The organism is Azospirillum brasilense, from assembly GCF_005222205.1.
Classification (GTDB): domain Bacteria; phylum Pseudomonadota; class Alphaproteobacteria; order Azospirillales; family Azospirillaceae; genus Azospirillum; species Azospirillum brasilense_G.
The window spans coordinates 832,973-854,741 of sequence record NZ_CP032346.1; the positions used below are offsets into that span (position 1 = coordinate 832,973).

The 21,769-nt window shown below is 65.5% G+C and carries 26 protein-coding genes; 14 read left to right on the forward strand and 12 right to left on the reverse strand.

Features of this window, described 5'->3' with window-relative positions:
• Window positions 1–45: 45 nt before the first annotated feature.
• From D3869_RS17815 to D3869_RS34635, 4 genes are all read left to right on the forward strand, one after another.
• A complete protein-coding gene (locus tag D3869_RS17815) occupies window positions 46–372 on the forward strand; it encodes a nuclear transport factor 2 family protein (protein WP_137141256.1) in 327 nt (108 codons plus the stop codon).
• Entirely contained in the window at window positions 372–1,160 is a 789-nt protein-coding gene (locus tag D3869_RS17820; protein WP_137141257.1) for an SDR family oxidoreductase, read from the forward strand. The genes D3869_RS17815 and D3869_RS17820 overlap by 1 nt, the downstream gene beginning before the upstream one ends.
• 171 nt (window positions 1,161–1,331) lie before the next feature.
• Window positions 1,332–1,640 carry a hypothetical protein gene (locus D3869_RS17825; protein ID WP_137141258.1) on the forward strand — a complete coding sequence of 103 codons (309 nt, stop codon included), beginning with the start codon at window positions 1,332–1,334 and terminating at the stop codon, window positions 1,638–1,640.
• Between the two features lie 62 nt (window positions 1,641–1,702).
• Entirely contained in the window at window positions 1,703–1,957 is a 255-nt protein-coding gene (locus D3869_RS34635; RefSeq protein ID WP_137141259.1) for a DUF4167 domain-containing protein, read from the forward strand.
• Window positions 1,958–2,067: 110 nt separating this feature from the next.
• Here the strand turns inward: D3869_RS34635 and D3869_RS17835 are convergent, their stop codons facing one another.
• The 6 genes from D3869_RS17835 to D3869_RS17860 all read right to left on the reverse strand — a co-directional run bounded on the left by D3869_RS17835 (window position 2,068) and on the right by D3869_RS17860 (window position 10,576).
• Window positions 2,068–3,219: a potassium channel family protein gene (locus tag D3869_RS17835; RefSeq protein ID WP_137141260.1), complete on the reverse strand. Its 1,152-nt coding sequence runs from the start codon at window positions 3,217–3,219 to the stop codon at window positions 2,068–2,070.
• A 35-nt stretch (window positions 3,220–3,254) separates the two neighbouring features.
• Window positions 3,255–4,409, reverse strand: coding sequence for an L-dopachrome tautomerase-related protein (locus D3869_RS17840; RefSeq protein ID WP_137141261.1), 1,155 nt, complete (start codon window positions 4,407–4,409; stop codon window positions 3,255–3,257).
• A gap of 134 nt (window positions 4,410–4,543) precedes the next feature.
• Entirely contained in the window at window positions 4,544–5,155 is a 612-nt protein-coding gene (locus D3869_RS17845; protein ID WP_137141262.1) for a hypothetical protein, read from the reverse strand.
• Window positions 5,156–5,173: 18 nt separating this feature from the next.
• Window positions 5,174–6,349, reverse strand: coding sequence for a zinc-dependent alcohol dehydrogenase (locus tag D3869_RS17850; RefSeq protein ID WP_137116775.1), 1,176 nt, complete (start codon window positions 6,347–6,349; stop codon window positions 5,174–5,176).
• 132 nt (window positions 6,350–6,481) lie between these two features.
• Window positions 6,482–8,836: a PAS domain S-box protein gene (locus D3869_RS17855; protein WP_137141263.1), complete on the reverse strand. Its 2,355-nt coding sequence runs from the start codon at window positions 8,834–8,836 to the stop codon at window positions 6,482–6,484.
• A gap of 879 nt (window positions 8,837–9,715) precedes the next feature.
• Window positions 9,716–10,576 (reverse strand): LysR family transcriptional regulator, encoded by an 861-nt coding sequence (locus tag D3869_RS17860; protein ID WP_137141264.1) that lies wholly within the window; start codon window positions 10,574–10,576, stop codon window positions 9,716–9,718.
• Between the two features lie 268 nt (window positions 10,577–10,844).
• Between D3869_RS17860 and D3869_RS17865 the strand changes: the two genes are divergently transcribed.
• The 5 genes from D3869_RS17865 to D3869_RS17885 all read left to right on the forward strand — a co-directional run bounded on the left by D3869_RS17865 (window position 10,845) and on the right by D3869_RS17885 (window position 14,557).
• Window positions 10,845–11,144, forward strand: coding sequence for an EthD family reductase (locus D3869_RS17865; RefSeq protein WP_137141265.1), 300 nt, complete (start codon window positions 10,845–10,847; stop codon window positions 11,142–11,144).
• Window positions 11,145–11,273: 129 nt separating this feature from the next.
• On the forward strand, window positions 11,274–12,149 hold the full coding sequence (locus tag D3869_RS17870; protein WP_137141266.1) for an NAD(P)-dependent oxidoreductase: 876 nt from the start codon (window positions 11,274–11,276) through the stop codon (window positions 12,147–12,149).
• A 21-nt stretch (window positions 12,150–12,170) separates the two neighbouring features.
• Window positions 12,171–12,995, forward strand: a complete 825-nt coding sequence (locus tag D3869_RS17875) for an oxidoreductase (protein WP_137141267.1) — start codon at window positions 12,171–12,173, stop codon at window positions 12,993–12,995.
• A 50-nt stretch (window positions 12,996–13,045) separates the two neighbouring features.
• A complete protein-coding gene (locus D3869_RS17880) occupies window positions 13,046–13,894 on the forward strand; it encodes an alpha/beta fold hydrolase (protein WP_137141268.1) in 849 nt (282 codons plus the stop codon).
• Between the two features lie 132 nt (window positions 13,895–14,026).
• Window positions 14,027–14,557 carry a VOC family protein gene (locus D3869_RS17885; protein ID WP_137141269.1) on the forward strand — a complete coding sequence of 177 codons (531 nt, stop codon included), beginning with the start codon at window positions 14,027–14,029 and terminating at the stop codon, window positions 14,555–14,557.
• Between the two features lie 392 nt (window positions 14,558–14,949).
• Here the strand turns inward: D3869_RS17885 and D3869_RS17895 are convergent, their stop codons facing one another.
• The 4 genes from D3869_RS17895 to D3869_RS17910 all read right to left on the reverse strand — a co-directional run bounded on the left by D3869_RS17895 (window position 14,950) and on the right by D3869_RS17910 (window position 17,228).
• Window positions 14,950–15,438 (reverse strand): hypothetical protein, encoded by a 489-nt coding sequence (locus D3869_RS17895; RefSeq protein ID WP_137141270.1) that lies wholly within the window; start codon window positions 15,436–15,438, stop codon window positions 14,950–14,952.
• Between the two features lie 130 nt (window positions 15,439–15,568).
• Window positions 15,569–16,147 (reverse strand): TetR/AcrR family transcriptional regulator, encoded by a 579-nt coding sequence (locus D3869_RS17900; RefSeq protein WP_137141271.1) that lies wholly within the window; start codon window positions 16,145–16,147, stop codon window positions 15,569–15,571.
• A gap of 116 nt (window positions 16,148–16,263) precedes the next feature.
• Window positions 16,264–16,848 (reverse strand): IS630 family transposase, encoded by a 585-nt coding sequence (locus D3869_RS17905; RefSeq protein ID WP_247895652.1) that lies wholly within the window; start codon window positions 16,846–16,848, stop codon window positions 16,264–16,266.
• Window positions 16,849–16,868: 20 nt separating this feature from the next.
• Window positions 16,869–17,228, reverse strand: coding sequence for an IS630 transposase-related protein (locus D3869_RS17910; RefSeq protein ID WP_137140950.1), 360 nt, complete (start codon window positions 17,226–17,228; stop codon window positions 16,869–16,871).
• Window positions 17,229–17,582: 354 nt separating this feature from the next.
• Here D3869_RS17910 and D3869_RS17915 point away from each other — a divergent pair, with 354 nt between their 5' ends.
• The 5 genes from D3869_RS17915 to D3869_RS33865 all read left to right on the forward strand — a co-directional run bounded on the left by D3869_RS17915 (window position 17,583) and on the right by D3869_RS33865 (window position 20,569).
• Window positions 17,583–17,951 (forward strand): nuclear transport factor 2 family protein, encoded by a 369-nt coding sequence (locus D3869_RS17915; protein ID WP_137141272.1) that lies wholly within the window; start codon window positions 17,583–17,585, stop codon window positions 17,949–17,951.
• A 49-nt stretch (window positions 17,952–18,000) separates the two neighbouring features.
• The gene (locus D3869_RS17920) at window positions 18,001–18,849 is read left to right on the forward strand and encodes an alpha/beta fold hydrolase (protein WP_137141273.1); all 849 of its coding nucleotides are present in this window, start codon (window positions 18,001–18,003) and stop codon (window positions 18,847–18,849) included.
• Window positions 18,850–18,910: 61 nt separating this feature from the next.
• On the forward strand, window positions 18,911–19,756 hold the full coding sequence (locus D3869_RS17925; protein WP_137141274.1) for a helix-turn-helix domain-containing protein: 846 nt from the start codon (window positions 18,911–18,913) through the stop codon (window positions 19,754–19,756).
• Between the two features lie 101 nt (window positions 19,757–19,857).
• Window positions 19,858–20,274, forward strand: coding sequence for a nuclear transport factor 2 family protein (locus D3869_RS17930; protein ID WP_175426519.1), 417 nt, complete (start codon window positions 19,858–19,860; stop codon window positions 20,272–20,274).
• A gap of 109 nt (window positions 20,275–20,383) precedes the next feature.
• Window positions 20,384–20,569 carry a hypothetical protein gene (locus D3869_RS33865; protein ID WP_137141276.1) on the forward strand — a complete coding sequence of 62 codons (186 nt, stop codon included), beginning with the start codon at window positions 20,384–20,386 and terminating at the stop codon, window positions 20,567–20,569.
• 3 nt (window positions 20,570–20,572) lie between these two features.
• On the opposite strand, the gene D3869_RS34640 is transcribed toward D3869_RS33865, so the two are convergent.
• Both D3869_RS34640 and D3869_RS17950 read right to left on the reverse strand, forming a co-directional pair.
• On the reverse strand, window positions 20,573–20,764 hold the full coding sequence (locus D3869_RS34640) for a YigZ family protein (protein ID WP_349017889.1): 192 nt from the start codon (window positions 20,762–20,764) through the stop codon (window positions 20,573–20,575).
• A 372-nt stretch (window positions 20,765–21,136) separates the two neighbouring features.
• Window positions 21,137–21,577 (reverse strand): DUF1810 domain-containing protein, encoded by a 441-nt coding sequence (locus tag D3869_RS17950; protein ID WP_137141277.1) that lies wholly within the window; start codon window positions 21,575–21,577, stop codon window positions 21,137–21,139.
• Between the last annotated feature and the right edge of the window lie 192 nt (window positions 21,578–21,769).

The following is a 21,769-nucleotide window of genomic DNA, read 5'->3' on the forward strand; positions in this document are numbered from 1 at the left end:
TAATAGCACCCTGTCTCCGAAGCAACACAGTTCCGGAGAGAACCCATGGCCCATGACCTTCCTCCCGCGATCGCCGCCTATGTCGCGGCCAACGCCCGGCTCGACGCCGAGGGCATGCTCGCGGCGTTCGCACCACGCGCGGTCGTCCTCGACGATGGCGGTCGACATGAAGGACGGGAGGAGATCAAGGCCTGGATTCGGAGAGCGACACTCGACAGCCGGGCGGTCTTCAGCCCCAAGGCCTGGCGCGACGAGGACGGCCGCATCGTGGCGGACGGCTTGACCACAAGCGATTTCAGCGGCAGCCCGATCCGCTTCACCTTCCGCTTCCGGCTGGAGGGCGGAGCGATTGCCGCTCTGGAGATCGCCTGATGGCCGCCCGCATCGACCCCATCGAGTTCCAGGGACGCCGCGTCGTCGTCACCGGCGGCACCAAGGGCACCGGCCGGGCGACCGTCCAGAGGTTCGTGGCGGGCGGCGCCCAGGTCCTGACGGCCGCGCGCAAGGGCGCCGACGATCCGTCGGGCGCCCGGTTCGTGGAGGCGGACCTGACCACCCCGGAGGGAACCCGGACACTCGCCGAGGCGGCCATGGAGATCCTTGGCGGCGTCGACGTGCTCGTCCATGTCCTGGGTGGTTCCGCCTCGCCCAGCGGCGGCTTCGCCGCCCTGACGGACGATCATTGGCGCGCCGAACTCGACCTGAACCTGTTTGCCGCGGTGCGGCTCGACCGGGCCCTGCTGCCGGGGATGATCGCCCGCGGCAGCGGCACGGTCATCCACGTCTCGTCCATCCAGCGCCGGCTGCCGTTGCACGACTCCACGACCGCCTACGCGGCCGCCAAGGCGGCCTTGACGACCTACAGCAAGGCGTTGTCGAAGGAACTCGGACCGAAGGGATTGCGGGTCAACGTCGTCTCGCCGGGCTGGATCCACACGGAGGCCGCCGACGCCCTGATGGCCCGCATCGCAGCCAGCACCGGCGGAACGACGGAGGAGGCGCGCCAAAGCATCCTGGACGCTCTTGGAGGCATCCCGCTGGGACGCCCGGCCCGGCCCGAGGAGGTGGCGGACCTCATCGCCTTCCTGGCCTCGGATCGCGCCGCCGCCATCCACGGCGCGGAACACGTCATCGACGGCGGGACGATCCCAACGGTCTGACCCATCCTCGCCCCGCGGCGACGACCGGGCGGACGGCCGCGCCACCGGTTCAGCCGCGCCTCCGGTGCCCGACGCCGCCGTGCCATCGGCAATCCGCCGTATTCGCTGGAGCGGAGCGGCGGATTGCTGATAGGTTGAGCGAGGCTTCAACCGGTGAAGGGGGTGTCTTGGATGCCGCTGACGGAAAGGACCGCCCAGGGCGATCAATATGTCCTTCCCGGCGCGGAACGCCGGACCGAGCCCGGCCTCCCCTACGCCGCGGAACCCAACGGCCAGCTCGCCCTTCATTTCTACGAGCCGCCCCGGGCCGACGAGCGGGACCCCGGCAAGCCGCTTCCCTTGCCGCGCCCCCTCCCCCGCCCCACACCGATCAGCGACGGTCCGCTCGCCGGCCGCGTTGCGTTCTTCCCGCAGGTCATGAATGATGTGACCGAAGCTTTCCGAGCGTTTTCCGGCGTGACGAAAGAAGGCCGCGATTGAGCGTTCGGGAATGATCCCCCGCTCCTGATCGCGGTCCGCCGAGCATCCAAGGATCGACGTCCATGCCTTTTGACAATCCGGCGGGTGATCGGGCCCGTCGGCAAGCACGGTTCGGCAAGTCAGCCCAACGGCACGCCGCTCAGGGAACGCCGGCGCCCTCGCAACCCAAGGTGAACGGCTCCGCCCAGCAGAAGCACGCCCAGTGGCTTGCCCGGGCCAGCGACGCCGAGCGGTCCGGCGATTCCGTCGAAGCCGAGACCTGCCGCCAGTATGCGGAGCATTGGTTCCGCGTGGCCCACGACCGCAACGACGTCTGAGGTCCGTTGATCCGGCGCTGGCGGAGTCCAGTGCCGACCTGGACTGGGCTGAGCCACAGGGCCTCCCTTCACAGACGCCGATGCTTCGGGCACGAGCAGCATCGCCACCGCTAATCGGCGACGCGCAGGCGGGACCGGGGATCGTTCGGCCCGTCCTTCGATCCCAAACCGCTCATGGCCGCGTCGATCTCCTCCATGCTGTAAGCCATGGATGGCGCCAGGTTCGTGACGTGGTGGTCCCATTGCATCCGGCAGGAGATGTAGGCCTCGGCGCCGGCCTGCCCGTCGGCCGTGACCTGGATCCCCGCCTGCCGAAGCCGCTGCAGGGCAGCGTGGTAGCGTGCCCGCCAAAGGTCCCGGGTCTGCTGGTCCGGTTGGGCCTCCCGGTCCGGTGCCCCATGGGGAAGGAAGGTGTTCTCCAAGGAGACGAGGAGCAACATGGACGCTTCCCGGAGCTGCGCGACAGCTCCCGCCTCCCGCAGCCAGCGGTGCTTCTGATCATCTAGGGCGCTCCCGATCAGGCTCACCGTGTCCAACGCGACCAGCGTGGAACGGGACACCGAGTGGTAGGGATCATTGAAGCGGAAATAGAACAGCACCGGGTAGAAGTGGTGCGCCTCCTTGGCCTGGGTCATCTCGACACCGAGTTCCGACAGGTTCGTGTAGCCGCCGCTGAACTGCCCCTCGGGTCCGAGACGCGCCAGCAGTTCGGCGGCATCGCCTGTGCACCCTGAAAGGAAATGGATGTTCATGGCCAGCACGTTGCGCCTTTGGAGCGCCGTATACACCTGCATCAGATAGGTCAGCGTCAGCGACATCACCGACATGCCGATCAGCGAGTTGAACAGGAAAAGCAGCCGCGTGAGGCTCGTGTGCGGGGTGAAGTCACTCGCCCCGACGATGGCCATGCTGGTTCCCCCGGCATACATCGCGGTGACGAAGTCCGTGGGGGTCTCGCCGTTGGTGGCGCGGATGGAGGTGCCGAGTTCCGGGTGCATGATCAACGCCGCCCCGAGCGTCAGCCCGAGAGCCCAGACCCCGACCAGCAGCACGAGGATGACCGGACCACAGAAGGACAGAACGCTCCCGTGTCGAGAGCCAAGAAGCTTCGAGGCCTTGACGAAGCAAGCCCAGACCAGCCGCTCGACCCTGATTCCGATGATGCCGGTTCCGATCCGGGCGTAGAGCACGGTCAGAAAAATATCGAGCAAGATGATCAGGATCAGCAGTGCTCCAAGGCCCTGCTCCAGTCGTCCCACCATGGCGGCCTCCTGTCATCCCAACGGCTCCGTCGGGGTCATTGGGGCTGCCCGACCGGGCTGGTCGCCTCCGCGCTCTGCCCAGGCTCGATGCGCCACAGCTGCGTCTCAAGGCGCGGGCCGGTCTCGGGCTTGAACCAGTTCATGTCCTGAATGCGGGAACTGGTGACGTAGACGGTCCCGTCAGGCCCCTCCGAGAATGTGTCGGGCCAGCGCAACCGTTTGTCCTGCACGAGGGTGGTGACGCTGTTCCCCTCACGGACCTTCACGGCATCCTGCTCGATCGCGCTCAGATAAAGCCGTCCGCGCCCGTCGATCCAAAGACCGTCCGTCGGCTCGGTTTCGGCGGCACGCTCGACGCGAGCTTTGAGCTCCTTTTCGGACAGGCGTGGGTTTTCCAAGGCATCCGTCGGGATGCGATAGAGGGTCCGGCCGGTCAGCGCCTTCCAATAGAGCGTGCGCCCGTCGGGAGAGAGCGCGATGCTGTCGGCGGCAAATTCCACCCCGCGCCCGTCGGGCCGGCGCAACTCCCGCCCGTCGGTCTTCACCACCACATCCTTTTCCGGTTGGGTGCTCGGGTGGCCGTGGAGGACGCGTCGAGCCTTGCCGCTCTGCAGATCCACGACGACGAGAGCGCCCTTGGCCCCGGCGTCGGTCAGGTAGGCATGCCGCCCATCCGGCGAAAACCGGACATCGTTCAGGTAGCTGCCCTGGGGTGCGACCGTCTCGTCGAAGCGGATCACCTGGGCAACCTTGTTCGTCTTCAGGTCGATCCTGACGAGCTTGGGCCCGCCCTGCACGACGGGTGCCGTGGCCGGCGCGGCCGGGTCGACAACCCAGAGATTGCCCCGCGCGTCGGCCACGACGCTCTGGACGCACACGAAGTGATCCCCGGCCGCCATCTGGTTCTTCTTGGCGTTGCGCCAGGAGTTCCAGGCGTCATCCGGATAGGGCTTGATGTGGCCGTCGCGCGTCACCTCGGCGACCGAGATCGGTGCATCCTCCGTCCAGCGCGGAAAGTTGACGAAGATGCGCCCGTCCTTCGAAACGGTCACCCCGGTCACTTGGTGTTCGAAGCTGGCGACCTGCTCCAGGTGCGCCGTACCCTGAGATGGTGCGGCGCCCTGCTGCGCCATGGATGTGCCGGCCAGGAGCGTTCCGAAAAGCAGGGTCACCGTTGCGAGCCGTTGCATGTTCATTTCCATCGCGTGGCCGTGATCGCGTGGCCGTGATCGTGTGGCCGTGATCGTGTGGCCGAGATCGTGTGGGATGCGGCGGCCGTCTCACGGCGCAAACGCCGCTCGGACGCAGCCGTATCGTCGATGGTTCAAACCGGCCGTGCCTTCTCCTGCGCCTTCTCCTGCGGGGCGCGATTGGACACCGCGGCGAGGGCTGGTGCGGCCCGCATGTCCGGGGGCACCTTGAAATCCCTGGCTGCGCCACGCGCCGCCTGGACACCCTGCGGGAAGCCCGTCCGATCCCGGTAGGAGCGTGGCCGGTCACGGGGGCGGCGGTGGCGGGCCGTGACCCCCTGCGCGCCGATGATGTCGAGCAGCGTCACCCCCAGCACCGCCGCGAGAGCAATCCCGACGTTGTCGCGCTTCGGATTGTCATGCCGCATGGCCATCATCAGGGTGGCGATGTCGAGCCCGTCGCCGGCCACCCGGCTCCACAACCCAAGATGCTTGTCGGGCGAGAGCGAGACGATGCCGTGCCCGAGTTCGCGGACACCATAGGCCCGCACAAGGGCTTCCTTGCCCTCCATGCCAAGCGCCCGGGTGATGCGCTTCGCCGCGAACAGCTCCGTCACGCCGAGCGCGATGCTGTACCAGCCGAGTGCCCTGGCCAAGCGGTCGGCGGCTCCCAGCGAGCTGGGGCCGGCGTGGAGGACCTTCGGGTCGCCCTTGGACCGGGCGATGTTCGAGATGGTGTAAGTCACGTCTTCTCTCCCCGGTCTTCAAGGTTTCAGGACGACTTTGACGCAGCTGTCCTGCTTGTCGCGGAACACCTTGTACATCTCGGGCCCCTCATCGAGGCTCACGGTGTGGGTGATGACGAAGGATGGATCGATCTGCCCCTCCTCGATGCGGCGCAGGAGGTCGTCGGTCCAACGGTTGACGTGCGTCTGGCCCGTCCGGATGGTCAGCCCCTTGTTCATCAGCTGGCCCATCGGGATCTTGTCGACCAACCCGCCATAGACGCCCGGGATCGAAATCACCCCGGCCGGGCGGCAGACGTAGATCATCTCGCGAAGGACGTGCGGCCGGTCGCTTTCGGCGCCCAGCATCTGCTTGGCGCGGTCGTAGACCGTATCCGGCATGGACGGCGAGACATGGGCTTCCATGCCGATGGCGTCGATGCACTTCTCCGGGCCCAAGCCACCGGTGAGCTCGTTCAGACGCTCGACCACGCTCTCTTCGTCGAAGTTGATGGTGATGGCGCCACCGGCTTCCGCCATGTCCAGGCGCTCCGGCAGATGATCGATGGCGACCACCTGCTTGGCGCCGAGGAGGACGGCGCTGCGGATCGCCATCTGACCGACGGGACCGCAGCCCCAGATCGCGACGGTGTCGGTCGGTTGGATGTCGCACTGGACCGCGGCCTGCCAGCCGGTCGGGAAGATGTCACCCAGGAAGAGGACCTTCTCGTCCGGGATCCCATCCGGCACCTTGATGTGCGTCGCGTCGGCGAAGGGAACGCGGAGATATTCGGCCTGCCCGCCCGGATAGCCGCCGGTCAGATGCGTGTAGCCGAACAGGCCTGCGGTCGGGTGGCCGAAGACCTTGTCGGCGAGATACTTCTTGCGGTTGGTGGCCTCGCACACCGAGAAATTGCCGCGTTTGCACTGGTCGCACTCGCCGCAGATGATCGTGAACGGAACCACCACCCGGTCGCCGACCTTGAGCTTGTGCTTGGCCTCGGGCCCGACCTCGACGACCTCCCCCATCATCTCATGCCCCATGATGTCGCCGGGCAGCATCGCCGGGATGAAGTTGTGGAACAGGTGCAGGTCCGAGCCGCAAATGGCGCAGCTCGTCACCTTGACGATGGCGTCGCGCGGCTGCTCGAGTTCGGGGTCGGTGACGGTGTCGCACCGGATGTCTTCCTTGCCGTGCCAAACCAAGGCTCGCATGCTGTCCTCCTTCATCCTGCCAAGGTGCAGAGGCCTGCGCTTCCGGGAGTGATTCGGACCCAAGAGCCTGTCTCTGCGGGGATGGTCTGTCGGATTGAAAGCCTCAAAACCTGAACGAGCCTCACCGCGTTCCTAGGGATGGTTCCTCAGGGAACCTCCGCGCCAGGGCTTCATAACCGCCGTCACTTGACCGCCATCACTTGACCGCCGCGGCGCCTGCACGCCCGCTGACGCGGCAATCCGCACCGCGTCGGGCACGGTCTTGGCGCCAAGCCGCTGCATGACATGGGCCCGATGGGTCTCCACCGTGCGCGGGCTGATGCCGATGTCCCGCCCGATCTGCTTGTTCGTCTGGCCGGCGAGGATGCCGGCCAACACCTCCCGTTCCCGCTCCGACATCCCGGCCATGCGGGCCCGGGCCCAGCCGGCCTCGTGGTCGGCCTCCTGATCGGCCTCTTCGGTCTGCCGAATGTCAGCCGCCGCCGCCGCGACGGCGGCGAGCAGGTTGTCCGTCTGATAAGGCGACGGCAGGAAATCCACCGCGCCGGCCTTCATCACGTGCACGCCGAAGGTCACATCGCCTCCGGCGTCACCCAGAACGATCACCGGCAGGCCGATCCGCCGAGCCTTGAGTTCCCTCGGGATGGTGAGGCCGCCCGCGTCAGGCTGTTGGATGTCGAGCACGACGCAGCCGGACACCAGGGCGGGTGCCGACTCCAGAAAGGCTTTGCCGGACGGGAAGGCTCTGACGTCGTAGCCGGCCTCCCGGAGCACGCGGGAGAGCCTCTCGCGCGAGGTCCCTTCTGCGTCGACGATGTACACGAAGCGCCCTTCATGGCGCGTGATGTCCTGGGCGATGCCGCCGGTGCGCCGGATCCGGCCCTGTTCGTCCCGGATGGGGAAGAAGGTGTTGCGGATCCAACGCAGCGCCCCGTCGGATCGGGTGATGCGGAACTCCTCCACGGAGACCACACCGAGCGCGGTCCTGGCGAAAGCCTCGATGACGCGGGCGCGGTCATCGCGATGAACGACCTCGATCCACCGGCCCATGTCCTGACAAACGCCGTTGTGCGCTGTCCCGAACACCGTCTCGAAGACCGGGTTGAGATATTCAACCGTTCGGTCTCCCGCGTTGGCGATCCAGAACGCGTTCGTGGAATGCGCCGCGAACTCGCGGAAGCGCTCTTCGGCACGCTTCTCACGGTCGATGTCCTGCACCACGAAGACCGCGCCCAGCCTCTCCCGGGCGGCGTTGTGGAAGGGCGCGGCGCTCACCCGCGTCCACGCCTCCCGTCCGTCCGGCAAGGTGAAGATGAAGTCGATTCCGGGAACGACCGTTTCGCCCCGCAGCGCCCGCGCGCCTGGATAATCCGAGGGGCTGAGAGGCTGGCCATCGGGGGTGTAGGCTCGCCAATGCCCGGCTTGCTTCGAGGTTCGGGAGGAAATGTTGAGGGGGGTATACTGCTGAAGCATCCGGTTCCCCAGCGTGATGTTGCCCTCCTGGTCGGCGAGACCCACACCGACCGGCAACTGATCCAGGATCGCCGAGAGCCGGGCCTCGCTCTCGCGCAAGGCCGCTTCGGCCCGCTTGCGTTCCGTGATCTCAAGCGCAGCCCCGGTGAAGTCCACCGGCTGGCCATTTTCGAAGGTGGTCCGGCCATGGGTGGAGACCCAACGCTCGACCCCGTCCTCGATCCCGATGACGCGATAGTCGATGTGGTAGACACCATCGCCTGCGGGATCGATACAATGGGCCAGCGCGGCCTCGACCTGGGCCCGGTCATCAGGATGAATGCCGAACATCCAGACATCCAACGAGACCGGCGTACCCGGGGACAGGCCCCACATGGACCTCAGGCGAGCATCCCAATCCAGCGCACCGGTTGCCGGATCCCACGTATAGGGTGAGACATCGACGAGATCGATGGCGGCCTGGAGCCGCGCCTCGCTCCGGCGCAGGGCCGTCTCGGCGTGGACACGCTGCGTGGTTTCAAGAACAGTGCACAGGATCCCGCCGACCCCGCCCGTCTCATCACGAATGGGGCTGTAGGAGAACGAGAACCAAGTTGCCTCGGGATGGCCGCGGCGCACGAGCGTCAGCGGCAGGTCCTCAAAGTAGCTGGCCTCGCCGTGCATGGCCCGTTCGGTGATCGGACCGATGGTGTCCCACACCTCCGGCCAGACCTTGGGGAACGGCCGCCCGAGGCCGTTCGGTTTGTCACCCATGATCGGAATGTAGGCGTCGTTGTAGAAGCTCGTCAGTTCCGGCCCCCAGGCCAGGTAGGTGGGGAAAGCGGAGTTCAGCATGATGCTCAAGGCGGTGCGGAGCGACTGTGGCCAAGTCTCTGCCGGCCCGAGCGGCGTGGCCGTCCAGTCGTGGGTTCGCACGCATTCGCCCATGATGCCGCCACCGTGAAAACCGTCCGCCGCGCTCGCGTCATTTCCTCTGTGGAAGCGTCTGGGCGTCTCAAGGAACTGTCTGCTCATGCATCTTCCCGGTTGGTTCGTGGCGATCGGGTGTCGCTCCACGCCGGGCGGACGGGGGACGCCAATCACGAAGCCGCGATTGGTCGTCAGAGCGCCGGTTCCATAGGGGACCGCCGGACCGATGGCATCCCGCGGCCACTCTTGCACCAGCACGTCTCCGGCCGTCCGGCACCAAGCACGACCGGTGTTTTTTCTAATTGCCGATCAACTTAAGGTTCTCACTTCGGCCGTGATGACGGGCTCGTCAGCGGCTTGGAACTGCGCATCGCAGTCGGAAGGCGAACTGCGGGCTTGCGTGCGCCGGGCGTTGACCTTGGGCGAGGAGCCAAACCGGCACACCGGACACGCCACCGTCGTCCGGCTCGCCGGGTGACTGGACGCGACGAAGGCAGCTTGGACAGCCGCGCGCATGGACAACGGGGGACATCGGCAACTCCCGTCAGCGCCGACGGAACGAGCCATCAATCTCGCCAACCCGCGATCGGGGCAAATGGTTCCCTGGCCAACCCCAACAGGACGCGGAAAAACAGTCCTGCAGAGCGCCGCCTCCTCTACTGAAGCTTGAAAATGGCGGAGCCGATACCCGTTTTGGTCAGAATGGAACGGTTTTGCTCGTTCCGAGGCTCCTGGAGCCGCTGTTCAGACGGATTCCGGGGGTGATTACGCCGCAGCCAGCCCGTCTCTGCGGCGCAGCGACGGGCGATCCATGTCCAGAGAGTCGCTGCTCTGCGCGATATGATCGGCCTCGCGGTTCACGGCGCCAGCCGCCAGACCTTCGGCATCGTCGACCCAGGTATGGCGCGACACCGGACGGAACCGAGACGACCGCACCGATCGTGGAGTTTCTTGGGCAACCTTGAATCATCTCCGGACCGCACATCATGCGGTCGCATTCACGAGATGGCCCGATACGGTCGAGATGAACGCACGAAGACGCTGAAGACGCCGTAGGTCCCGGTGATATCCCATCCAGATGTCTCGCGCCGGCGGCGGCGTCGGCAGGTCCAGTCTGCGGATACCCGGGATCTGATTGCCGACCACGCGGGGCAGGACGGCGATTCCGACGCCTTGCCTGCACATGCGCCCCTGGACGTTCCGGTTGTTCGATCGCAGGACCGGCCTCGCGTTGGGGAAACTCTCGATGAGCCACGCGATGTCAGGGAAATGGCCGGTGGACGTGTCGTGGGTGATCAGCCGGAAACCGGTCCCATCGCCATATTTCGGCTCCTGCGCCTCTTCCGCGATGTAAACGCCGTACTCAAGGCGGAAGAGCCGTCGCTGAACAACGTCAGCGGTGTCGAACGGAACGATACGGAAAGCGACGTCGGCCTCCCGCTGGGCGAGATTGAACAGGCGCGTGCCGGTCAGGATCTCGACGTCGACATTGGGATAGGCTTTCCAGAAATCCGCCAGGATGGGAGGCAAGACATAGGCCCCGAACCAGTCCGCGGATGAAATGCGCAGACTGCCTTTGAGGTTCTGCTCCTGCCCCGCAAGCCGGCGCTCCATCGCCAGCGCGCTTTCCTCCATCTGCTCCGCCAGCGCGATGATCCCGTGGCCCTCTTCGGTCAGAACAAGACCGTCCGCGGTGCGCTGGAAGAGCGTGTGACCGATCGCCTGCTCAAGCGCGCGGAGACGCCGGCCGACGGTCGGGTGGCTTGTCTGAAGAGAACGCGCGGCGGCGCCGAGCGTGCCGGATCGCGCAATCGCGAGAAAGACTCTGACGTCGCTCCATTCCATCACAACCACCCACACAAAACTGAACGCCAAGAGTACAGTTATGTCACTTACCGAACAAAACTAAATGCCTAGATTGCCATCATGGTCTGGGGGAGCGCGTCCTTCTGTGGATCCGCTGGATCCATGCGGGCCGTCGCTTGGGTGAGGAAATCGTGACCCTGGCTGTGGGACCCAAGGAAAGCTCGTCCGGACGGAACAGAGAGGATTTTCCTGAGGGGTCGCGGAACGCGGCGGCCTGCCTCGATACTCGCAAATGAGGACCTCGACGATGATCACGATGCTGGTGACCTATGCGGGCGATGAGGAAACGCCGTTCGACCGCGACCATTGGATCAACGTGCACTTCCCGCTCGTGCGGGAAAGCTGGGGACGTTATGGGCTGGTCAGCGCCGGTGGGTTCTTCCCGCAAGGTGATGGTGCCGGGCTGATCGCGGTTGGGGTCGTCAACTTCCGCGACGAGGCCGCCATGGAAGCGGCGCTCGATGCGCCGGAGACCGCCCAGGTCATGGCTGACGTCGACATCGTCACCGCCGTCAAACCGCAGCGCAGCATCGTGAAGCCACTCTGAGCGGCACAGCGGCGCCTGTCGATTGCCGGGGCCGCTGATCTCTCCAGGTCTGCGCCCCGGCGCGTCGCAGCGATCGGCGGTGCCCTCGTCCATGCACACAGCCCTCATCCGCACGACAGGAGAAAGAACATGCAGATCGGGTTTGTCGGTCTCGGCAATATGGGCTCGGCAATGGCCCTGAACCTCGTAAAGGCGGGCCATGACGTGCGGGCCTGGAACCGCAGCAAGGTCGCTCAGGACAGCGTTCCCGGGGTAACGCTGGTCAGGCGCGCGGCGGATGCATTCCAGGCTGACGCCGTCTTCACGATGCTGTCCGACGACCCTGCCATCCGGGAGGTGATCTTCGATGCCGGCCTGCTGGCAAGCGCGCAACCAGGGCTGACCCATGTTGTCACATCGACGATCTCGGTCGCCTTCGCGCGGGAACTGGAGCGGCTGCACGAAGAGGCAGGCCTTGGCTATGTGTCCGCACCGGTCCTCGGGCGACCGAACGCAGCGGCGAGTGGCCAGCTCAACATCCTGGCGGCCGGGAAGGCCGATGCCGTTGCCGCGGTCGAACCGCTGCTCGCTTCACTCAGCAAAAAGGTCTGGAGGTTGGGGGAGAGCCCCGCTCGGGCGAATACGGCGAAGCTCGCCTGCAATATGATGATCGCCATGGCTATCGAGGCGATGGCCGAGGGTGTCGTGCTGACCGAGAGCGTCGGCCTCGACCGTGCGGATTTCTTCGAACTCATCCTGGGCACCCTTTTCTCGGGTCGCGCCTATGAGAGCTACAGCGCGCAAATCACGGAACGGTCATTCGAGCCGGGCTTCAAAGCCGAACTCGCGCTCAAGGACATGCGTCTCGCGACTGAGGCCAGCAACGAGATCGGGCGCACGCTCCCGATGCTCGACGCGGTCCGCGAGGGGCTCGGCAAAGCTGTCTCGGCGGGCTTCGGGAAGAAGGATTGGTCGATCATGGCCGACATGACGGTTCGCGGCGGCGACAGCCAAGCTGTCGTCTGAAACCAACGCGGAGACGAAACAATGAAGACTTGGCTCATCACCGGCTGCTCGAGTGGCTTCGGACGGCGCCTCGCGCTCGCCGCGGCACAACGAGGCGATCAGGTCATCGCGACGGCCCGCGATGTCAAAACGATCGAAGACATGGCGGCGCCATTCGGCGGCCGCATGATCGCCTTGCCGCTGGACGTGACGGATGCGGCGGCCGCCAAGACAGCGGTCGCGAAGGCGGTCGAGACATTCGGCGGGTTTGACGTGCTCGTGAACAACGCCGGCTACGGACTGTTCGGCGCGATCGAGGAAGGCACGCCCGAAGACTATCGGCCGATGTTCGAGGTGAACGTCTTCGGTCTGATCGAAACCACCAGAGCCGCCCTGCCCGTCCTGCGACGTTCGGGCGGAACGATCGTCACCATGTCGTCCGGCGCCGGCATCGCGGGCAGCGGCGGCGGAGGTTATTACAACGCCGCCAAGTTCGCCGTGGAAGGGATTTCCGAAGCGCTCGCCGGCGAGCTGGAGCCGTTCGGCATCCGCGTGCTGATCGTCGAGCCTGGGCCGTTTCGCACCGATTTCCTTGGCCGTTCGATCCGGATGGCGGCCAACGAGATGCCGGAATACGCCGCGAGCTCCCGCAAGCACTATCGCGAAACCAACAACGGCAATCAGGCGGGCGATCCCGACAAGGCGATCACGGTGATCCTGCAGGCGGTCGACGCCGATGACGCCCCGCTTCATCTGCCGCTCGGCCCCATCGCGCACGCGATCGCCGAGCGAAAGCTGGCTGCGTTCCGCCGCGATATCGACGCTTGGCGCGACGTCTCGATCGCCACCGATTTCGATCAGCCCTGAGCGCTGGCCGCGAGCTTTGTTCAAGCGTCAACATCGACTGGGAAGCGAGCATGATCGCAACGTTGAAGGGGTTTACCCAGCAGCTGGTGCCGGTGAATGGCATCAAGATCAACGCTGTCACGGGAGGCTCGGGCCCGCCGATCCTTCTGCTTCACGGCTGGCCGGAAACATGGTGGGAATGGCACAGTGTGATGCCGCTGCTGGCCGAGCATTTCAGCGTGGTGGCCATCGATCTGCGCGGCGCGGGCTTTTCCGACTGCCCGCTCGACGGCTATGACAAGGCGACGATGGCGCGCGACGCGCACGAGGTCATGATTGCCCTTGGGCATGAACGCTACGCCGTGTGCGGACATGACATCGGTGGAATGGTCGCCTTGCCGCAGGCCGCCATCCACCGGGAGGCTGTCACCCACCTGGCGGTCCTCGACGTTCCGCTTCCCGGCTGGACCGGATGGGAGGCGACGACCGCGGGGCTCTGGCACTTCAGCTTCCATATGAACCGGGATCTGCCCGAGCGCCTGATCCATGGCCGCGAATACGACTATGTTTCGACCTTCATGGCGGAGCGTTTCTACGATCACAGCACCTTCAATCCGGCGGACATCGAGATCTACGCGAAGGCGATGGCTCTTCCCGGCCGCACGCGCGGCGGCATGGAATGGTATCGCACCCTCGCCGCCGATCATGCGGCGGCTCTCGAGTACAAGAAGCACCCCCTCGGGATACCGGTGCTCGGTCTGGGTGGCGACCAGCGGTTCGGTGCGCAGATGGTGCCGATGCTCAAAGAGTTTGCCAGGAACGTGACAGGTGGCTCGATCGCGCGGTGCAGCCACTATGTCGCGGATGAGCGGCCCAATGAAGTCGCGGCCGCCCTGATCGATTTCCTCAAGGCACCCTGAAACCAAGACCAGCTGAAACAAGACCAGCTGAAACTCTGCGCCCGCGCCGTCGCGGGCCGGACGGATCGCGACGCTGCGGGCGAACTGCGCCCGAAGCGGTCGCGATGGATCGACAAAATCAAGGAGACTGTCATGACCGCACCCGTCATTCGCGGCGTCAATCACATCGGCATCACGGTGCCCGACATCGAAGCGGCAAAAGCGTTCCTGGTGGAAGCCTTTGGCGGCCAGGTGATCTACCAATCCTTCGGACCGCAGGATCCACCGCGGCAGGGACCCGAATTCGAGCGGGCCGTCGGCGCTTTCCCCGGAACGGTCGTGCGTGCGCAGGCGATGGTCAAGATCGGAACCGGACCCGATATCGAGCTTTTCGAAATGCACGGCCCCGAGCAAGCCCAGCCGATCCGGGCGAGCGACTTCGGCATCACGCACTTCGCTCTCTACACCGACGACATCGACGCATCGGTCGAGCGCTTCGAGAAGGCCGGAGGCACCCCCCTCACCGCGCCGCGCGCTATTCCCTATGCGACCGAGAAAGGCGCTGGAAACAAGGTCTGCTACTGCCGCATGCCCTGGGGCACGACGATGGAATTCATCACCACGCCGGACCGTATGCCCTATCATGACCAGACTGATCTGCGCCGGTGGCAGGACGAGGACTGAGCGGGGCACGATCGGACAGTACAGCGTCGTGCGGGATCAGGGAATTCGGCGCCGAGTTGCCCGACCCGCGCGCCGCCCTGAGCGAGCCGTGGAGCAGCGGGCAGGTCGAGAGTCAGGTCAACCGGCTGAAGGCGAGCAAGCGCACGATGTGTGGCCGGGCAGGCTTCGATCTGCTGCGCGCTCGGGTCCTCGGTCACGCCTGATGCGAGCATCAAAAGGTGAAACACGCACCGCTGACAATGGCGGACGGACAACAAGCAAGACGACGAACAGGGGTTTCCCGCATGACCGAACAGACATCCGGCCGGCGCCTCGCCACCCGCCCCGTCCCCGCCCCGTCCCGTCCCCGCCCCGTCATCGCAACAATCTCGGCAGGACATTCCGTCGGCTTCCTACTTCGCGGCCGCCCTACCCTGCCTTGCCAAGTGGAGGAGCTGGGCGGTCAGCCCGACCACCAGGATAACCGCCAAGCCACCCTGGGCGCCAAGGAGCAGCGGCGACTTCAGGTCGGTCACCAAAGGGTGGCCGTCCGGAACACGGCGCAGGATTTCGCTGACGGTCGGCACCATCAGAAGAAACGCGCTCACGCTCAGACAAACGATCTCGATGTATTCGGCCGAGCGCCCCGCCCCGAGAACTCCCTTGACCCCATAGCCCGCAAGCAGGAGGAGGATCGTCACGGCGCCGATGACGTTGCTGACCGGCTGATGCGCCACGAGGAAGACCGTCGAAGCGCCGATCAGCATGGAAACGAGATAGACGGCTCCCGCCTTGGACCGGGGGACGATCCGGCCATGGCGGGCAAACATATAGAAGGCTACGGGAATGGCCGGCAGGCTGCCGAGCGTATGGGCCCAGCCAAGCGGAGAGATTCCGAACATGAGGGATTTCCTTCCTTATCCAGTGGGGGCAAAGCAGGCAATTCGGCAACGCCGTCTTAGGCCGCCATATCTACCTATCAGTCGATAGGCGAAACCGGCATGCGTTCATTCTCCCGGCGAAGTGCCGGCTTCAAGCGATGATCCGCTGCAGCAAAGGACGGGCGATCGCTCCGAAGGTCGCGGCGTCGCCATAGGCGCGAGCGGATAGCATCGCGCCATGCACGCCGGCCATGAACAGTTCGGCATCGCTCCTGGCGGTTCCGACCAGCCGGAGACGGCCTTGTGCCGCGCCTCGCTCAAAGACGGAGGTGAGCCAGTCTGCGAGCTTGCGGAAATGCGCCCGCACTTCGAGAGCGACCGCTTCGGGAAGCACCGGACTCTCGCCCGCCAGGAGCGCGCAAACGCAGAACGGGTCGGTCGTGTCGGCGAAGCAACCCTCCCAGTAGCCGAGATAGGCGCGAAGCTGTTCGAGCGGATCGGCGACGTTCCGCTCCAGCTCGGCAAGCCCGGCCTCAACCTCCTGCCGGTATTGCGCAACCAGCACGCGGACCAGATCCGCCTTGCCGGGGAAATGGTGGTGGATGCTCGCGGTGCGGATGCCGACGACCTTGGAGATGTCGGCGTAGCTGAAGCTGTTGTAGCCGCCCCTGGCGATCAGGGAGCGCGCACAGCTTAGGATGTCGTCGGCTCTGGTCGATGTGTTCCCCATATCTTTACCTACCAACTAGTAGGGAGCCCGTCAACGCAAATTTGATGCCCGCATATCAACGGGTATCGTCACGTAAACCCGAATCACGGGTTGCCGGCCTTAAAGCGGATTTCGGCTCAGTTTAGATTCGGGTAGCCGCATAGCTTGAACCACGCTTTGGCGTCGGTGGCGGTGATTGCATTGAGGGCTGGGCCGAGTTCCTCGTTGAGGGCCTCGACGGTGCGGGCTTCCTTGGCGCGCAGGATTCCTTTGAGCTTGGCCCAGCCGGGCTCGATGGGCGAGAGGTCGGGCGAGTAGCGCGGGAGGAAGCGGACACGGATCCCTGCGGTCTCAAAGGCGGCGAGGATATCGGCCCGCTTGTGAGCGGAAAGGTTGTCCATCACGACCACGGCGCCGGGTTTGTCGCGCCGGAGCACGGGCAAGAGCACCTGCTCGACAAAGGCGAGAAACACGGCCGAGGAGGTAGACGCCTCGATGCTCATGGCGGCCAGCATGCCTTCGGCGCTCAACGCCCCGAGCACCGTGACGCGGTGCCACGACCCACAGGGCACGGACCCGAGCGCCCGCTGGCCGCGCGGCGCCCGGGCCTGGGTGGGCGTCATCTGGGTGTTGATGCCGGTTTCATCGAGGAAAACCAAACGCGCCGGTTCGTGGACCACCGCATCGTCCCGGTAGGCCGCGCGTTCCGCGGCGATATCCATGCGCTCTTGCTCGCTGGCCCTCAGCGTCTTTTTTTGCGCGCCAACCCCAGCCGCTTCAAGGTGCGGCACACCACCGCCGGGCTCAGCGCGATGCCGGTGCGTGCGGCCAACCGGTCGCGGTACTGTGCCAGTGTCGCGTCATTATCCTCCCGCACCAAGGCCCGCAGCACGCTCACGCCCTCCGCGTCCAGTTTGGCTGGTACGCCGCCGGCATGGGGCTTGGCGACCCGCCGCCCCTCAAGGCGCGCGGCCCGCACCCAGTTGTACGCGCAGGCTCGGCTGATCTGGAAGCGCCGCGCCAGCAACTCGGGGCCGCCCTCGTGGCGCTCATAAGCCAGCAGAACCCGTTCGCGCAGATCGGCGGAATATGGCTGGCCCATGGCGCGCGGTCCTTCAGCGGTGTCTTCCTCCAACCGCTCAGGCCAGCCAAAATTCCGTCTATACTCAGCGACAATCCGCTTTAGGAATCCCTATCCGTGAGTCAGCGCCTCCGCTCGCCGGTATTAGTTTATGCGTGATCCCACAAACATCCCCATAAGCTGAAAATCCGGCGGGTGGACCGGAAGGGGCTGAATGGACCCTTTCCCATACCGGAGGCGTATCGGCAGCCGCCGATCGCCAACGCGATCGATGGCTTTACCGTTACCTCCCACGTAATCGCAGGAGGATCACGGAACGACGATGCTGCTGTGGAGATCCGGTCGATCCGGACAACCCCACGAAGGAGTTCCGCCATGACGAACGCAGCCCACGTCGCTCAGCGCTACATCGCCGTCTGGAACGAGACCGACCCCGACCGCCGGCTGGCCCTGCTCGTCGAACATTGGAGCGATGATGCGCATTACCTTGACCCGATGGTTCAGGCGAACGGCCACGCCGGCGTCAACGCCCTGATCGGCGCCATGCAGCAGCGGTTCCCGAACTGTCGTTTCATCCTGCAGGGCACGCCCGACGGCCACAACGGCCGCGTGCGCTTCTCCTGGTGCCTCGTTCCGGCGGGGGCAGAGCCCATTGCCGGCGGCACCGACTTCATCTGGTTGGCCGCCGATGGACGCATCCGCTCGGTGAGCGGCTTTCTGGACCGGGTTCCGGAAGGCGCATAGCGCACCGGCCATCCCGTCCCGCAACGTCCCGAACCCAGGAGCACCGGCCATGAGCATGGCTTCGACAATTCCCGCCGCATCGGATCAGCCCGGCTTCATCCGCACCGAAGACGGTGTGGCCCTCTTCTACCGGGATTGGGGACTGGGGAAGCCCGTCGTCTTCCTGTCCAGCTGGTCGCTGAATTCCGATTCCTGGGCCTACCAGATGCTGGCGCTGGCCGAGCGCGGCTACCGCTGCATCGCTTACGATCGCCGTGGCCATGGCCGGTCGAGCGACCCGGGAACCGGCTTCGACTTCGACCGGCTGGCCGACGACCTCGCCACCCTGCTCGACACGCTCGACCTGAATGGCGTCACGTTGGTCGGCCATTCCATGTCCTGCGGGGAAATCGTCCGCTATCTGAGCCGGCACGGCGACCGCCGCGTTTCCCGTACGGTTCTGGTTGGCACGGTGACCCCAACGCTTTCCCGCACCGATGACAACCCCGACGGAATCGATCCCACCGTCTTCGAAGCCTTCCGCTCGGATTGCCTGCTGCGGGACTTTCCGAAATGGCTCGAGGACAACATCCGCCCCTTTATGACGGCGGACAGTTCACCCGGCATGATGGCCTGGGTGAAATCGATGGCCTTGCAAGCCTCGTTGAAAGCGCTTCTGGACTGCCATCGGGCGACGACGTCCACGGATTTCCGGCGGGAGCTTCAGGACATCACCGTGCCGACCTTGCTGATCCACGGCGATTTGGATGTGTCCAGCCCGCTTGGCACCACCGGGATGACAACCGCCGAACTGATGTCGAACGCGACGCTGATCGTCTACGAGGGGGCGCCGCACGGTCTGTTCCTGACGCATATGGACCGCTTCAACCGGGACCTGCTGACCTTTCTGGATGGATGAGCGGCGGCGCTGGTATCATGGAACGCAGAACACCGAAGACGCCGGACGGGAGGCCGGAACGATGCCGCAAACAGCCGCCCGTCACCAACCGCCCCCCAGGACCGTGCCGCGCCAGCCGGTCGGGGAATTGCTGCGCATCTGGCGCAAGCGGCGCGGCTTCAGCCAACTCGACCTTGCCTGCGAGGCCGACGTTTCGACCCGCCATGTCAGCTTCCTGGAAACGGGACGCTCGCAGCCCAGCCGGACCATGCTGCTTCATCTGGCGGAACGGATGGACATTCCGCTGCGCGACCGCAACGCGCTGCTCGCCGCGGCGGGCTTCGCACCGGTCTTTTCCGAACACCGGTTGGACGATCCGGAGATGCAGGCCGCCCGTCAGGCCGTCGATCTCGTGCTGACCGGGCACGAGCCTCACCCGGCGCTGGCTGTGGACCGGCATTGGACGCTGGTCGCGGCCAACCGGGCGGTCGCACCGCTGCTCACCGGAGCCGCGCCGGACCTTCTCCAGCCTCCGGTGAACGTGCTGCGCCTCAGCCTCCACCCCTCCGGGCTGGCGCCGCGGATCGAAAACCTCGCTCAGTGGCGGGCGCACGTCCTGCACCGGCTGATTCGCCAGATTGACGTCAGCGCCGATCCTGTGCTGGCCGCGCTGTTCGGCGAGTTGAAGGGCTACCCGGTGCCCGATGGGCAGCCTTCGCACAGCCGGAGCGAGCCGCTGTCGTCGCATGATGGCGTGGTGGTTCCTTTGCGGCTCAGGACGGAAAGCGGGACGCTCAGCTTCTTCAGCACCACGACGGTGTTTGGAACGGCGGTGGACGTCACCTTGTCCGAGCTGGCCATCGAGGCTTTCTTCCAGGCCGACCTCGCCACAGCGGAGTTCATGCGGCAGGCCCTCGCCCGGTTGTGAGGAGCAGCCCAGCCCGACAGAGGCACCACCCTTGCGCCGGCATGGCGCACGGGACCCGGCCCTATCATGGCGGACCATCCCATGATGGGCGGAGATGCGGCATGGCGCAGACCGACATCGAGTTGCTTCGCAACCTGTACGACCGCTACGCCGTGGGCGATGTGGCGCCGTTGTTCGAGCATCTCGCCCCCGACGTCGAGTGGATATCCTGCGGCCGGTCCCCGGCCCTTGCGGCCTTTTCCGGCATCTTCAACGGCCTGGACGGTGTCCAGCGCTATTTCCAGGGTTTGACCCAGGAATGGACGATCACCAAGCACGAGATGCGGGACATCGCAAGGGATGGAGACCAAGTCGTCACGCGCAACCTCGTTGAGGCCGTCAGCAAAGTCACCGGGAAACCGGTGGCGGTGACGACCGAACACCGGTGGGTGCTGCAGGACGGCCGAATCCGCCGCTTCGAGGAGCGTTGCGACGATGAGGCGGCCCTGGAGGCGGCTTGCCGCCCATCCGAGCCTTAACGGCCCGGTTGCCCAACGGAGCGCGATGATGGGAGTGGCGCTCGCCGGAAGGATCCTCATTCGCTGTCCGGGCGACTTTTGGACCTTGGCTTGACCGCGAGAAGCATCCGTGATCCTGCAAACGACATCGTCCAGTTGCCCGCAAGGAACCTTGATCTGGAGTTGCACGCCTTGGGGCGTGAAGCTGTTGGCCTCGGAAGAGGCCGCCGGGAAGGCGCCAAACCCCGACCTGATCCTGGCCTCGTCGGCGAAGGCGCACGTGACGGTCAAGGCTGCAAAGCGGATGATCGGCTGACGTTCAGCGGCATGAGGACACGCCGCTGCGGTGCCACCGTAGGCACGCACCGGGAAGAACGCCACCGAACCAGCGGCTGACCACCAGCGCCACCCGATCCAGCGTCTGGCCGTCCATGGCCTGAAGAATCAGGCGTCCCGCCGTTCCCCCCGGTTCGCCGTCATCGCTGGACCGGCAGAGGTCGCCGATCCGGATGGCCTAGCAGTTGGACGCCTCAAAAAGCCGTAGCGCTGTCGACGTTCTGGTGATTCCCTTTGCTTGAGGGCGAAGGAGGACGGAACATGGCCGGTCAAGCTGGGCTGTTCGATCTACAGGACCGCTACGCGGAACTGAGCAGGAGCGGCAACCAGAAGGCGGGTATGGGCTGTTCATCCGCACCATCGGCCTGGGTCGCGCGACGGTGAAGATCGGCTACGCCAACCTCGTCCACAATTTTAGACGGCTGATCTGGCTTGAGGGGCGAACTGCGCCCCTATTAAGGCCAAAACCGAGAGTTCAGCCCCTGAAGAACGCCGCTCTTCCACCCGCGTGGCCCCTCATCGGCATCAACCCGCGCTCAGGGGCGGTCTAATCGAGGTGTTCCAATGCAGTCAGCGTCGCCTTGTCCATTCGGCCATCAAAGCAGAGCGCAAGCGCCTCTTGGTAAAGGGGAACGGACTCCTTCGCAGCCAAGGCGAACAGGGTCATGCAGGAGTGGAACTTCAAGTCGTCCGGGGAGCCGAAGATCTCATGGAGCGATCGCCCCCGGATCGCCAGAACGGCCCGCGTCGCGGCTTTCAATCGTGGGCCGAGCGTCGGATGCTCCAGATAGGCGTGCGCCTCGTCGAGGGAAGCGATGCCGTAGAACTCAGCGGTTGTCGAGCGGCCGAGGCCGCGCAGTTGCGGAAAAATGAACCACATCCAATGGCTCCGCTTGCGCCCGTCCCGCAGTTCGTCGAGCACCGTCGCGAACACCGGCTCCTGTGCGGTCACGAACCGTTGGAGATTGAAGGGATCGTCCAGTTGCATTCCAGCCCTCCCGACTGAGGAGTCCACAGGATCGTCGCTCCGGTGATCTGCTGCCCGGTGGACGGCTTTCCCTGGTCAACATTCCGCCCTTTCGCGACAGTACCAGAGTGGGCCAAGTTGCCCCACAAACCTGTCGCCGATTGGATTTATGGAAAAACCGGATCTGCAATCGGACCACTCGGACCCCACCGA